The following is a 14013-nucleotide window of genomic DNA, read 5'->3' on the forward strand; positions in this document are numbered from 1 at the left end:
CTATCAGCGCTTGTTCTTGCCGGTGCGCCGACGGCGCACGATGAGCTTGTCGCTCGGCTTGTTCGGGTGGCGGGTACGGCCCTCGGCCTGGCCCCACGGGCTGACGGGGTGACGTCCACCGGACGTCTTGCCCTCGCCACCACCGTGCGGGTGGTCGATCGGGTTCATGGCGACACCACGGACGGAGGGGCGCTTGCCCTTCCACCGCATACGGCCGGCCTTGCCCCAGTTGATGTTCGACTGCTCGGCGTTGCCCACCTCGCCGACCGTCGCGCGGCAGCGCAGGTCGACGTTGCGGATCTCACCGGACGGCAGACGCAGCTGGGCGTAGGGGCCGTCCTTGGCGACGAGCTGCACCGACGCACCAGCCGAGCGGGCGATCTTCGCGCCGCCACCGGGCTTCAGCTCGATGGCGTGGATGACCGTACCGGTCGGGATGTTGCGCAGCGGCAGGTTGTTGCCGGGCTTGATGTCGGCGCCGGGGCCGTTCTCGATGACGTCACCCTGCGACAGCTTGTTGGGCGCGATGATGTAGCGCTTCTCGCCGTCCGCGTAGTGCAGGAGCGCGATGCGCGCCGTGCGGTTGGGGTCGTACTCGATGTGAGCGACCTTGGCCGGCACGCCGTCCTTGTCGTGACGACGGAAGTCGATGACGCGGTACGCACGCTTGTGACCGCCACCCTTGTGACGGGTGGTGATGCGGCCGGTGGAGTTGCGGCCACCGGTCTTGTGCAGCGGGCGGACCAGCGACTTCTCCGGCGTGGAGCGCGTGATCTCGGTGAAGTCGGCGACCGACGAGCCACGACGGCCCGGGGTAGTCGGCTTGTACTTACGGATTCCCATGAGTTCTCAGTCCTTCGATCAGCCGACCGGACCGCCGAAGATGTCGATCGTTCCCTCGCGGAGGGTGACGATCGCACGCTTCGTGTCCTTGCGGCGGCCGGTGCCGAAACGGGTCCGACGGGACTTGCCCTGTCGGTTCGCGGTGTTGACCGAGTCGACCTTGACGCCGAAGACCTGCTCGACAGCGATCTTGATCTCAGTCTTGTTGGCACGCGGGTCGACGAGGAAGGTGTACTTCCCCTCGTCCAGCAGGCCATAGCTCTTCTCCGAGACGACCGGAGCGAGCAGGATGTCGCGAGGGTTCTTGCCGAGGTCGCTCACTTGGACTCCTCCTTCGCACCCTTGACGGGGCCGGCGAGGAACGCGTCGAGCGCGCCCTGCGTGAAGACGACGTCATCCGAGATGAGCACGTCGTACGTGTTGAGCTGGTCGGCGACGAGCAGGTGGACCCGCTCGACGTTGCGCAGCGACTTCCACGTGATCTCGTCCGAACGCTCGACGACCACCAGGACGTTCTTGCGACCCGAGAGGTTCTCCAGGACGGCGATCGCGGACTTCGTCGACGGCGCGGTACCGGGCGCGAAGCCCGACACGACGTGGACGCGGCCGGCACGGGCGCGGTCGGAGAGAGCACCGCGGAGCGCCGCGGCCTTCATCTTCTTGGGCGTGCGCTGGGTGTAGTCACGCGGCGTGGGGCCGTGCACGACGCCACCACCGGCGAACTGAGGAGCACGCGTCGAACCCTGACGGGCGCGGCCGGTGCCCTTCTGCTTGTACGGCTTCTTGCCGCCACCACGGACCTCGCCACGGCTCTTCGTGTCGTGGGTGCCCTGGCGTGCCGCCGCGAGCTGCGCGACGACGACCTGGTGGATCAGCGGAACATTGGTCTGCACGTCGAAGACGTCGCCGGGCAGCTCGGCCTGGCCGGCCTTGTCACCCTTCGCGTCCAGGACGTCGACGGTCAGCGTGTCACTCATCGTGTTCACGCACCCTTCGCAGCGGATCGCACGACGACGACGCCACCCTTGGGGCCGGGAACGGCACCCTTGACGAGGAGAAGACCCCGCTCGGCGTCGACCGCGTGCACGGTCAGGTTCTGGGTGGTCTGACGGGCGACGCCCATCCGACCGGCCATCTTGATGCCCTTGAACACGCGCGACGGCGTGGAGGCGCCACCGATCGAGCCGGGCTTGCGGTGGTTGCGGTGCGCACCGTGGGAGGCGCCGACTCCGTGGAAGCCGTGGCGCTTCATGACACCGGCGGTGCCCTTGCCCTTGGTGGTCCCGATCACGTCGACGATCTGGCCGGCCTCGAAGGCCGCCGCGGTGATCTCCTGGCCGAGCGTGAACTCGGCGGCGTCGGACGTGCGGATCTCGGCCACGTGCCGGCGGGGGGTGACCCCAGCCTTCTCGAAGTGGCCCTTCAGCGGCTTGGTGACCTTGCGGGGGTCGATCTGGCCGTAGGCCAGCTGGACCGCGGCGTAGCCGTCAGCGTCAGCGGAGCGCACCTGGGTGACGACGTTCGTGCCGACCTCGACGACCGTCACGGGAACGAGGCGACCGGCCTCGTCCCAGAGCTGGGTCATGCCGAGCTTGCGGCCGAGCAGCGCCGTCACGGGGCGCTCGTTCTGCTGGGTAACCATAGAAATCAGTCCCTTCCCAGCGTCAGAGCTTGATCTCGATGTTCACGTCCGCAGGCAGGTCGAGACGCATGAGCGAGTCGACGGCCTTCGGCGTGGGATCGATGATGTCGATGAGACGCTTGTGGGTGCGCATCTCGAAGTGCTCGCGGCTGTCCTTGTACTTGTGGGGCGACCGGATGACGCAGAACACGTTCTTCTCCGTCGGCAGCGGCACCGGACCCACGACCGACGCACCAGCGCGAGTCACCGTGTCGACGATCTTGCGCGCCGAGCTGTCGATGACTTCGTGGTCGTAGGACTTGAGCCTGATGCGGATCTTCTGTCCCGCCATGGCGTCGTCTCAATCTCTCTCTTCGAACGGTCCGTCCGACCCCCGCACTCGGGCGTGTCGCTCTTCGCGCCATGCCCGTGCGCTACGTACCGTGAGGCACGAGGTCGGTGGTTGTTGTCGAGCGTCCACCACCGGGTTGACCCCGGGGTCCGGACGCTCGCCACGTCTGTCAGCCCTGCTGGTCGAGCGCACGAGAACGCGCCACCTCAGCGGGCAACTTGAACAGTCTGCCAGACGGCCCGGTCAAAGACCAATCCCGTAGGTCACACCCACCACCGCGCACCGCGTGATCTCCCGCACACCGCCCCGCTCTCGCGCTGCCCCCGCCGCGGTTGGCCCGTCGGCGAGCGCCGCTCCCGCCGACCGCGGGTCCTGCGCCGCGAGCGCGGGTCCGGCGCCGCGAGCGCGCGTCGCGCGCGACGCGCGCTCACGCCGTGCGACCCGCGGTCGCGGCTAGCGAGGGCCTGGCTGCTCGCAGGTGGTGGCGTGGGTGCAGGCAGAGCCCGCGAGCGCGAATCCTCCGCCCCGAGCGCGGGTCCTGCGGCGCGAGCGCGGGTCCTGCGGCGCGAGCGCGGGTCGCGTGCCACGCGCGGTCAAGCCACGCGACCCGCGGTCGGCACTCGAGGACCCGCGGCTCCTAGGTGGCGAGTCCCCGTGGCTCCCCTCGCCCATCGCGGGTCCTGCGCCGCGAGCGCGGGTCGCGCGCCGCGCGCGGCCATGCCGTGCAACCCGCGGTCGGGGCTAGAGAAGGCCGGCGGCTCGTAGGTGGGCGGCGAAGCGGTGCGGGTCGAGGGCCGTGTCCCAGGTCCATCGGGTCACTCCGAGGCCGGTGGCGCGCAGGCGGTCTTCCCGAGACTTCTCGCGCCACAGCCGATCCTCCACACGCGCGTCGTCGTCGATGCCGGCCACGCGGTACTTCAGCCGGCCGTCGAACTCGCCGACGAGCCGTCGGTGCTGCCAGTAGAAGTCGGTGCGACCTATCAGGCCACCTGCGTCGGACACCTCGTGCTGGAGCTCGGGCAGCGGCACCGCGAGCTCGATCATGCGTGCGCGGCTGAGCGACTCCCCGGCCGACTCCGCGCGAGGGTCGGCGGCCTCTGCCACTCGTCGGGCAGCCCTGCTCCCCCGCCGGGCACCTAGCTGTCCGACGACGTCGAGGAGCTCGTCGCTCGTCGTCAGACCGGTGCGGAGGGCGTGGTCGGCCATCGCGAGGACCGTCGCGAACGGTGCGACGCGAGCCATGTCGCACACGGTGGTCGCCGCGTCCGTGACCAGGAGCCCGTCGCGCTCGTCAGCGCGCACCGGCAGATCGGTCTGGTGGCGCACCACGCCGCGCCACGACCTGCCGCCGGCCCGGGGCGGACCGACGACGTGCACCACGGCCGGCCACCGCCCAATCATCGGCAGCCCCCAGACCGCGGCCGCCGAGTGGTGGGAGAACGTCGGCGATCTCAGGGTTGCGGCGGCCGCCCGCACCTGGAGCAGGTATCGCTCGGCGCCGGTGGACGCGGCCCAGCGCTCGGCTTTGACGTAGGCGTCGCGCCGGACGCGGACGAGGCGCTCGTCGGCCCGCGCCTGCCGTAGCTCCCGGCCGTCGAGACCTGCCGCACGCGCAGTGCTCGAGTGCACGAGCCCTCGACTCGCAAGCACCGAGACCGCGTCGACATCCACGCGACGACAGTGCCACCGACGCGCACTGGACACCCCGCGCCATCCACAGCCATCCGCTCGACGGGTGCTACGCGCCCGAGCCCCCGGACCGTAGACAACCGCCGCCCGCGCTCGAGGCAGGAAGCGGCTGGGCCCGGCCCAGGGGGCGGACGCACCCGGCGCTGGCCGGGGGTGAACCCGTGGGACGGGCGCGGCACGACGACCGCGGGCGGCACGGCACGACCGCGGGTCGCACGCGGCGCGCACTCGCGACGTCCGTCCCGCGCTCGAGGCACGAGACCGGCCCGGCACGCGGGGTGCAGTGCGCGGGCGGGCAGGGTCGGCCGGCGAATGGGTGTGACGGGCCGGACGTCGAGCGCGGGCTGCACGGCTCCGCCGCGGGGCGCGCGCAACGCGCGGTCGCGCCGTACGACCCGCGACCGCGGGGCGCACGCGGCGCGCGGTGGTGCCCTACGACCCGCGGTCGAAGCGGGAAGTCGGCGCGGGACGACCGCGCGCGCGGGCACGCGGGGTGGGCAGGCGAACGGTGTGGCGGGCGGACGACGAGCGCGGGCGGTGCGGCACCACCGCGGGTCGCACGCGGCACGCGGTCGTGCCGTTCGGCCCGCGGTCGAAGCAAGAAGTCGACGCGGGGACGACCAGGCGACGCGAGGACGACCAGGCAAGCGGGTAGCAGGGCGGCGCGGCCAACCAGCGGCGGGGGGCCGACGAGGGCCCGGGCCTGGGGGCAGACGACGGGAGGGCCCGGGTGCCGTAGCACCCGGGCCCTCCCGGTGGATCAGTGCCCCGAAGGGCTCAGATCACTTGATGATCTTCGTGACCTTGCCCGAACCAACGGTGCGGCCACCCTCGCGGATGGCGAAGCCGAGGCCCTCCTCCATGGCGATGGGCTGGATCAGCGTGACGGAGATCTCCGTGTTGTCGCCGGGCATGACCATCTCGGTGCCCTCGGGCAGCGTGATGACGCCGGTGACGTCGGTGGTACGGAAGTAGAACTGGGGGCGGTAGTTCCCGTAGAACGGGTTGTGACGGCCACCCTCGTCCTTGGCCAGGATGTAGACCTGGCCCTCGAACTCCGTGTGCGGCGTGATCGAGCCGGGCTTGACGACGACCTGGCCGCGCTCGACCTCCTCGCGCTTCGTGCCACGCAGGAGCAGACCGACGTTCTCGCCGGCCTCGGCGTAGTCGAGCAGCTTGCGGAACATCTCGACGCCGGTGACCGTGGTCTTGAGCGCCTTCTCCTTGATACCGACGATCTCGACCTCCTCGTTCACCTTGAGGGAGCCGCGCTCCACACGACCGGTGACGACGGTGCCACGACCGGTGATCGTGAAGACGTCCTCGATCGGCATGAGGAACGGCTTGTCGATCTCGCGCACCGGGTCCGGGACGTTCTCGTCGACGGCGTCGAGCAGGTCCTCGACGGACTTGACCCACTGCGGGTCGCCCTCGAGGGCCTTGAGGCCCGAGACGCGCACGACGGGGACGTCGTCGCCGGCGAAGCCCTGCGAGGAGAGGAGCTCGCGCACCTCGACCTCGACGAGCTCCAGGATCTCCTCGTCGTCGACCATGTCGGTCTTGTTCAGCGCGACGAGCAGGTAGGGCACGCCGACCTGACGGGCGAGCAGGACGTGCTCACGCGTCTGGGCCATCGGGCCGTCGGTCGCCGCGACCACGAGGATGGCGCCGTCCATCTGCGCCGCACCCGTGATCATGTTCTTGATGTAGTCCGCGTGACCCGGAGCGTCGACGTGAGCGTAGTGACGCTTCTCCGTCTGGTACTCCACGTGCGCGATGTTGATGGTGATACCGCGCTGCTTCTCCTCAGGCGCCTTGTCGATCTCGTCGAAAGGCGTGAAGGGGTTGAGCTCCGGGTACTTGTCGTGCAGCACCTTCGAGATCGCGGCCGTCAGCGTCGTCTTGCCGTGGTCGACGTGACCGATGGTCCCGATGTTGACGTGCGGCTTCGTCCGCTCGAACTTCGCCTTGCCCACTGGGTGTCCTCCTCAGGACTTGGTAGAGATTGCCCGTCTGCCGGTACCGGACGGTACCTGCCGAGCGAGCTGTCCTACGGGTCGGTTTATGTGATGGAACTACAGGGTTCGACCTGTGGGACTACTCGCCCCGGGTCTTCTTGATGATCTCCTCGGCAACATTCCGAGGAACCTCGGCGTAGCTGTCGAACTGCATCGAGTACACCGCGCGACCCTGGGTCTTCGACCGCAGGTCACCGACGTACCCGAACATCTCGGAGAGAGGCACCTGGGCGCGAACGACCTTCACGCCCGTGGCGTCCTCCATGGACTGGATCATGCCGCGGCGCGAGTTGATGTCGCCGATGACGTCACCCATGTACTCCTCGGGAGTACGGACCTCGACGGCCATGACCGGCTCCAGCAGAACCGGGTCGGCCTTGCGGACCGCTTCCTTGAGGATCATCGAGCCCGCGATCTTGAACGCCATCTCCGAGGAGTCGACGTCGTGCGCGGCACCGTCGAGCAGGATCGCCTTGACGCCCACCAGCGGGAAGCCCGCCAGGACGCCGAGCTGCATCGCGCTCTGGATACCCGCATCGACCGACGGGATGTACTCGCGCGGGATGCGGCCACCGGTGACCTTGTTCTCGAACTCGTACAGCTCGCCCTCGGCGGGGTCCAGCGGCTCGAAGCTCATCTGCACCTTGGCGTACTGGCCCGACCCACCGGTCTGCTTCTTGTGGACGTAGTCCATCTTGTCGACCGTGCGGCGGATCGTCTCGCGGTAGGCCACCTGCGGCTTGCCGACGTTCGCCTCGACCTTGAACTCGCGACGCATGCGGTCGACGAGGATGTCGAGGTGGAGCTCGCCCATGCCGCCGATGACGGTCTGGCCGGTCTCCTCGTCGTGCTTGACGCGGAAGGTCGGGTCCTCCTCGGCGAGCTTCTGGATGGCGACGGACAGCTTCTCCTGGTCGCCCTTCGTCTTCGGCTCGATGGCCACGTCGATGACGGGCTCCGGGAAGGTCATCGACTCGAGGACCACGGGGGCCGCCGGGTCGCTCAGGGTGTCACCGGTGGTGACGTCCTTGAGACCGATGAACGCGTAGATGTGGCCGGCCGTGGCGTCCTCGACCGGGTTCTCCTTGTTGGAGTGCATCTGGAAGAGCTTCCCGATGCGCTCCTTCTTGTTCTTGGTCGAGTTGAGCACCTGGGCGCCCTGCGAGACCTTGCCCGAGTACACCCGGACGTAGGTCAGCTTGCCGAAGAACGGGTGCGCGGCGACCTTGAACGCGAGGGCCGAGAACGGCTCGGTCGCGTCGGGGTGGCGCTCCACCACGACCTCGGCGTCACGCATGTCGTGACCCTCGACCGCGGGGACGTCGAGCGGCGTCGGCAGGTAGTCGATGACGGCGTCGAGCATGGGCTGCACGCCCTTGTTCTTGAACGCCGAGCCGCACAGGACCGGGTAGGCCTCGCTCGCGACGGTGAGCTTGCGGATGCCGGCCTTGATCTCGGCAACCGTGAGCTCCTCGCCACCGAGGAACTTCTCGAGCAACTCGTCGTCGGTCTCGGCGACGGCCTCGAGCAGCTCGGCGCGGTACTGCGCCGCCTTCTCGGCGAGGTCGGCGGGAATCTCCTCGACCTCGTACTTCTCACCGAGAGCCGTCTCGCCACGCCACACCAGGGCGCGCATCTCGACCAGGTCGATGACGCCGATGAAGTCGTTCTCGGCGCCGATCGGCAGCTGGATGACCAGCGGCTTGGCCTTGAGGCGGTCGACGATCGTCTTCACCGTGAAGTAGAAGTCCGCGCCCAGCTTGTCCATCTTGTTGACGAAGCAGATGCGGGGGACGTCGTACTTGTCGGCCTGACGCCACACAGTCTCCGACTGGGGCTCGACGCCCTCCTTGCCGTCGAAGACGGCGACGGCGCCGTCGAGCACGCGCAGCGAGCGCTCGACCTCGACCGTGAAGTCGACGTGACCCGGGGTGTCGATGATGTTGATCTGGTTGTTCTTCCAGTAACAGGTCGTCGCGGCGGACGTGATCGTGATGCCGCGCTCCTGCTCCTGCTCCATCCAGTCCATCGTCGAGGCACCGTCGTGCGTCTCACCGATCTTGTAGTTGACCCCGGTGTAGAACAGGATCCGCTCGGTGGTCGTCGTCTTGCCGGCATCGATGTGAGCCATGATGCCGATGTTGCGGACCTTCGTGAGGTCCGTCAGCACATCCAGTGCCACGAGTATTGCCCCTTATCGGTTGGCGTGTGGGGGGTGCCGCGGGCCCGCCCGCCTGGGCAGGCGGGCCGCGGCGACCGGGCCGGGATTACCAGCGGTAGTGCGCGAAGGCCTTGTTGGACTCGGCCATCTTGTGCATGTCCTCGCGACGCTTGACCGCGGCACCGAGGCCGTTGGACGCGTCGAGGATCTCGTTCATGAGGCGCTCGGTCATGGTCTTCTCGCGACGGGCGCGCGAGTAGTCCGTGAGCCAGCGCAGCGCGAGGGTCGTCTGGCGCACGGGGCGCACCTCGACCGGCACCTGGTACGTGGCGCCACCGACGCGGCGCGAACGCACCTCGAGCGACGGGCGCACGTTGTCGAGCGCACGCTTGAGCACGACGACCGGGTCGCCCTGCGTCTTCTCACGCACGCCCTCGAGGGCGCCGTAGACGATCGACTCGGCGACGGACTTCTTGCCGTCGAGCAGGATCTTGTTGATCAGCTGCGTGACGACCGGGGACCCGTAGACGGGGTCGACGGTCAGCGGCCGCTTCGGGGCCGGTCCCTTGCGAGGCATCAGCCCACCTTCTTCGCGCCGTAGCGGCTACGCGCCTGCTTGCGGTTCTTGACGCCCTGCGTGTCGAGGGCACCACGGACGATCTTGTAGCGGACGCCGGGGAGGTCCTTCACACGGCCACCGCGCACGAGCACGATCGAGTGCTCCTGCAGGTTGTGACCGACACCCGGGATGTACGCCGTGACCTCGACCTGGCTCGAGAGCCGAACGCGCGCGACCTTGCGGAGGGCGGAGTTCGGCTTCTTCGGGGTCGTGGTGTAGACGCGGGTGCACACACCGCGTCGCTGGGGGCTGCCCTTGAGGGCGGGCGTCTTCGACTTGTTCGTCTTCGCCTGCCGGCCCTTGCGGACCAGCTGCTGGATCGTAGGCACTACGTCTCCGTCTGATAGATGAGCTCTGGTCGACCGGACCCCGTCACCCTGGACGGCCGGCATGTTCGAGGAGTGCCGCCCGTCGCGCGGCTGCCTCGGCTTGTCTGGAGTCCCGAACCGACCCCCGCGCCCGGGCGTGTCGCCCCGCTCTCCGTGGCGGCGGCCTGCCAGGTCTCCCTGGCCGGATCGACGCGACGGTGAACGGTTCTCCACCCGGCACCCCCCGACGGACGAACCGTTCGGAGTGCACGCACGAGGGCCCGACGGCGCGGGCACGGTGTCCTACGTTACCCGGCCCCCCTGAGGGCGTCAAAGTGGCTGACCAGCGGCTCGCGATCCGGCCGCCGACGGACGCCCTCCCTCTCCGTACGAGAGTACGCCGCGGGGCCGGCGGTCGGGAGGACCAAAGGCCCCGAGGGGGCCCACCGCGCCGCGGTGGACCCCCTCGGGATCGAGCTGGTGAGGACGACGGTCAGCGGAAGTCGCCGAAGTCGATGTCCTCGAGCGGGATCGCCTCGCCCGAGCCGAGGCCCAGGGCGGGGAAGTCGATCTCGTCGTAGCCGAAGGTCGGGTACAGCTCGGCCTTGGCCTCCTCGGTCGGCTCCACCGCGATGTTGCGGTAGCGGGGCAGGCCCGTGCCGGCGGGGATGAGCTTGCCGAGGATGACGTTCTCCTTGAGGCCCAGCAGCGGGTCGGACCGACCCGACATCGCGGCCTCGGTGAGGACGCGAGTCGTCTCCTGGAAGGAGGCCGCGGACAGCCACGAGTCGGTCGCGAGCGACGCCTTCGTGATGCCCATGAGCTCCGGACGGCCGGAGGCCGGCTGGCCACCCTCGGACACGGCCTTGCGGTTCGCGTCCTCGAAGCGGCCACGCTCGGCCAGCTCGCCCGGGAGCAGGTCGGTGGTGCCCGAGTCCAGCACGGTCACGCGACGCAGCATCTGCCGCACGATGACCTCGATGTGCTTGTCGTGGATGTCCACGCCCTGCGAGCGGTAGACCTCCTGGACCTGGTCGACCAGGTGCTCCTGCGTCTTGCGCGGGCCGAGGATACGCAGGACCTTCTTCGGGTCCACGGCACCCTGGACGAGCGACATGCCGACGGTCACCCGGTCGCCGTCCTGCACGAGCAGGCGCGAGCGCTTGGTGATCGGGTACGGCACGGGCTCGATCTCGGAGTCGTCCGGCGTGAGCAGGATGCGCCGCGAGCGGTCGCCCTCCTCGATCGTCACGACGCCCGAGTACTCCGCGATGGGCGCCTCACCCTTGGGGGTGCGGGCCTCGAAGAGCTCCTGGACACGCGGCAGACCCTGCGTGATGTCGTCGGCCGACGCCACACCACCGGTGTGGAAGGTACGCATCGTCAGCTGCGTGCCGGGCTCACCGATCGACTGGGCCGCGATGATGCCGACGGCCTCACCGATGTCGACGAGCTTGCCGGTGGCCAGCGAGCGGCCGTAGCACTTGGCGCAGGTGCCGACGCGCGACTCGCACGTGAGCACCGAGCGCACCTTGAGCGCGTCGACGCCACCCTCGAGCAGGCGGTCGAGCAGCACGTCGCCCACGTCGTCGCCGGCGTGGCCGACGATCTCGCCGTCCACCTCGACGTCGGTGGCCAGCGTGCGCGAGTAGACGCTCGTCTCGACCTTGTCGTGACGACGCAGACCGTTCGTTCCCGGCACGCCGATCGGCATGCTCAGGCCGCGCTCGGTGCCGCAGTCCTCCTCGCGGACGATGACGTCCTGCGAGACGTCCACCAGACGACGCGTGAGGTAGCCCGAGTCGGCGGTCCGCAGAGCGGTGTCCGCCAGACCCTTGCGGGCACCGTGCGTGGCGATGAAGTACTCGAGGACGGACAGGCCCTCGCGGTAGTTGGACTTGATGGGACGAGGGATGATCTCGCCCTTCGGGTTCGCCACGAGGCCGCGCATACCGGCGATCTGACGGACCTGCATCCAGTTACCACGGGCGCCCGAGCCGACCATCCGGTACACCGTGTTGCGCGCAGGGAAGTTCTCCTGCATCGCCTTGGCGACCCGGTCGGTGGCCTGCGTCCAGATCTCGATGAGCTCCTGGCGACGCTCGTCGTCGGTGATGAGGCCCTTGTCGTACTGGCCCTGCACCTTGGCGGCCTTGCTCTCGTGCTCCTCGAGGATCCCGGCCTTGGCGGACGGGGTGGCGACGTCGGAGATCGCGATGGTGACACCCGAGCGGGTGGCCCAGCGGAAGCCGGCCTCCTTGAGCGCGTCGAGGGACGCCGCGACGGCGACCTTCGGGTAGCGCTCGGCGAGGTCGTTGACGATCACCGAGAGGCGCTTCTTGTCGACGACGCCGTTCTCGTAGGGGTAGTCGACGGGCAGCAGCTCGTTGAACAGCGCGCGGCCCAGCGTCGTCTCGAACAGCAGCGGCTCGCCCTCGGACCAGCCCTCGGGCGCGTCCTCGGTAGCCAGCACCAGATCGTCGAAGAGCACCTTGATGACGGCGTTGAGGTCCAGCGAGTGCTGGTCGAACGCCATGATCGCCTCGGAGACCGAGCTGAACGCACGGCCGGAGCCCAGCGCGTCCTCGCGGTCCGACGTCAGGTGGTACAGGCCGATGATCATGTCCTGCGAGGGCATGGTCACCGGACGACCGTCCGACGGCTTGAGGATGTTGTTGCTCGAGAGCATGAGGATGCGGGCCTCGGCCTGCGCCTCCGCGCTCAGGGGCAGGTGCACGGCCATCTGGTCACCGTCGAAGTCCGCGTTGAACGCGGCGCAGACGAGCGGGTGCAGGTGGATCGCCTTGCCCTCGACCAGCTGGGGCTCGAACGCCTGGATGCCCAGACGGTGCAGCGTGGGCGCACGGTTGAGCAGCACGGGGTGCTCGGTGATGACCTCCTCGAGCACGTCCCACACGACCGGGCGCGCGCGCTCGACCATGCGCTTGGCCGACTTGATGTTCTGCGCGTGGTTGAGGTCCACGAGGCGCTTCATCACGAACGGCTTGAACAGCTCGAGCGCCATCTGCTTGGGCAGACCGCACTGGTGCAGCTTGAGCTGCGGGCCGACCACGATGACCGAACGGCCCGAGTAGTCGACGCGCTTGCCGAGCAGGTTCTGGCGGAACCGGCCCTGCTTGCCCTTGAGCATGTCCGAGATCGACTTGAGCGGGCGGTTGCCCGGGCCGGTCACCGGGCGGCCACGGCGGCCGTTGTCGAACAGCGAGTCGACGGCCTCCTGGAGCATCCGCTTCTCGTTGTTGACGATGATCTCCGGCGCACCCAGGTCGAGCAGACGCTTGAGCCGGTTGTTGCGGTTGATCACGCGGCGGTACAGGTCGTTCAGGTCGGACGTCGCGAAACGGCCACCGTCGAGCTGGACCATCGGACGCAGGTCCGGCGGGATGACCGGGACGGCGTCCAGCACCATGCCGGTGGGCGAGTTGCTGGTGGTCAGGAACGCGTTGACGACCTTCAGACGCTTGAGGGCACGCGTCTTGCGCTGGCCCTTGCCCGTCTTGATGATCTCGCGCAGCGCGTCGGACTCGGCCTCGAGGTCGAACGCCTCGAGGCGCTTCTGGATCGCCGCGGCGCCCATCGAGCCCTCGAAGTAGTTGCCGTACCGGTCCTGCAGGGCGCGGTAGAGCAGCTCGTCGCCCTCGAGGTCCGCGACCTTGAGGTTCTTGAAGCGGTCCCAGACCGTGTCCAGGCGGTCGATCTCGAGGTCCGCACGCTTGCGGATCTGCGCCATCTCACGCTCGGCGGAGTCGCGGACCTTGCGGCGCGCGTCGGCCTTCGCACCCTCGGCCTCCAGCTCGGCCAGGTCGGCCTCGAGCTTGGTGGCGCGGGTGTTCACGTCGTTGTCGCGGCGGTCGGCGATCTCCTTGCGCTCCAGGTCGATCTCGTTCTGGAGGTTGGGGAGGTCTTCCTGACGGCCGTCGACGTCGACCCAGGTGATCATGTACGCCGCGAAGTAGATGACCTTCTCGAGGTCCTTCGGGGCGAGGTCGAGCAGGTAGCCCAGTCGCGAGGGCACACCCTTGAAGAACCAGATGTGCGTGACGGGCGCGGCGAGCTCGATGTGGCCCATGCGCTCACGGCGGACCTTCGAGCGGGTCACCTCGACGCCGCAGCGCTCGCAGATGATGCCCTTGAAGCGCACGCGCTTGTACTTGCCGCAGTTGCACTCCCAGTCCCGGGTGGGACCGAAGATCTTCTCGCAGAACAGGCCATCCTTCTCCGGCTTCAGGGTCCGGTAGTTGATGGTCTCGGGCTTCTTCACCTCGCCGTGCGACCAGGCACGGATGTCGTCGGCCGAGGCAAGGCCGATACGCAGCTCGTCGAAGACGTTGACGTCGAGCAAGGGGGGTCCTACTTCCTTCGCTTGCCGGCTTCTCACCGG

Annotated in this window: 11 protein-coding genes; all 11 read right to left on the bottom strand. The window is 68.9% G+C overall.

The genetic code is table 11. The features are described from left to right. Window positions 1-3 precede the first annotated feature (3 nt). The 11 genes from rplB to QRT05_RS12575 all read right to left on the bottom strand — a co-directional run bounded on the left by rplB (window position 4) and on the right by QRT05_RS12575 (window position 13974). Window positions 4-843: a 50S ribosomal protein L2 gene (rplB, locus tag QRT05_RS12525; RefSeq protein WP_289447604.1), complete on the bottom strand. Its 840-nt coding sequence runs from the start codon at window positions 841-843 to the stop codon at window positions 4-6. An 18-nt stretch (window positions 844-861) separates the two neighbouring features. Next, window positions 862-1164 carry a 50S ribosomal protein L23 gene (rplW, locus tag QRT05_RS12530; RefSeq protein WP_118767715.1) on the bottom strand — a complete coding sequence of 101 codons (303 nt, stop codon included), beginning with the start codon at window positions 1162-1164 and terminating at the stop codon, window positions 862-864. Continuing rightward, window positions 1161-1820 (bottom strand): 50S ribosomal protein L4, encoded by a 660-nt coding sequence (gene rplD / locus QRT05_RS12535; RefSeq protein WP_289447605.1) that lies wholly within the window; start codon window positions 1818-1820, stop codon window positions 1161-1163. The genes rplW and rplD overlap by 4 nt, the downstream gene beginning before the upstream one ends. A 5-nt stretch (window positions 1821-1825) precedes the next feature. Continuing rightward, complete coding sequence (gene rplC, locus QRT05_RS12540; RefSeq protein ID WP_289447606.1) at window positions 1826-2485, bottom strand: 50S ribosomal protein L3; 660 nt, start codon at window positions 2483-2485, stop codon at window positions 1826-1828. 22 nt (window positions 2486-2507) lie between these two features. Continuing rightward, on the bottom strand, window positions 2508-2816 hold the full coding sequence (gene rpsJ, locus QRT05_RS12545) for a 30S ribosomal protein S10 (protein ID WP_013117879.1): 309 nt from the start codon (window positions 2814-2816) through the stop codon (window positions 2508-2510). 741 nt (window positions 2817-3557) lie between these two features. Beyond that, entirely contained in the window at window positions 3558-4487 is a 930-nt protein-coding gene (locus QRT05_RS12550) for a hypothetical protein (protein ID WP_289447607.1), read from the bottom strand. Window positions 4488-5287: 800 nt separating this feature from the next. After that, window positions 5288-6481 carry an elongation factor Tu gene (tuf, locus tag QRT05_RS12555; RefSeq protein ID WP_289447608.1) on the bottom strand — a complete coding sequence of 398 codons (1194 nt, stop codon included), beginning with the start codon at window positions 6479-6481 and terminating at the stop codon, window positions 5288-5290. A gap of 121 nt (window positions 6482-6602) precedes the next feature. Continuing rightward, window positions 6603-8705, bottom strand: coding sequence for an elongation factor G (gene fusA, locus QRT05_RS12560; protein ID WP_289447609.1), 2103 nt, complete (start codon window positions 8703-8705; stop codon window positions 6603-6605). An 85-nt stretch (window positions 8706-8790) separates the two neighbouring features. Beyond that, window positions 8791-9261, bottom strand: coding sequence for a 30S ribosomal protein S7 (rpsG, locus tag QRT05_RS12565; RefSeq protein WP_289447610.1), 471 nt, complete (start codon window positions 9259-9261; stop codon window positions 8791-8793). Further along, window positions 9261-9632: a 30S ribosomal protein S12 gene (gene rpsL, locus QRT05_RS12570; protein ID WP_013770160.1), complete on the bottom strand. Its 372-nt coding sequence runs from the start codon at window positions 9630-9632 to the stop codon at window positions 9261-9263. The genes rpsG and rpsL overlap by 1 nt, the downstream gene beginning before the upstream one ends. Window positions 9633-10104: 472 nt before the next feature. Continuing rightward, window positions 10105-13974 carry a DNA-directed RNA polymerase subunit beta' gene (locus QRT05_RS12575; protein ID WP_289447611.1) on the bottom strand — a complete coding sequence of 1290 codons (3870 nt, stop codon included), beginning with the start codon at window positions 13972-13974 and terminating at the stop codon, window positions 10105-10107. Window positions 13975-14013 lie beyond the last annotated feature (39 nt).

This window comes from Cellulomonas edaphi (assembly GCF_030362815.1).
Classification (GTDB): Bacteria; Actinomycetota; Actinomycetes; order Actinomycetales; family Cellulomonadaceae; genus Cellulomonas; species Cellulomonas edaphi.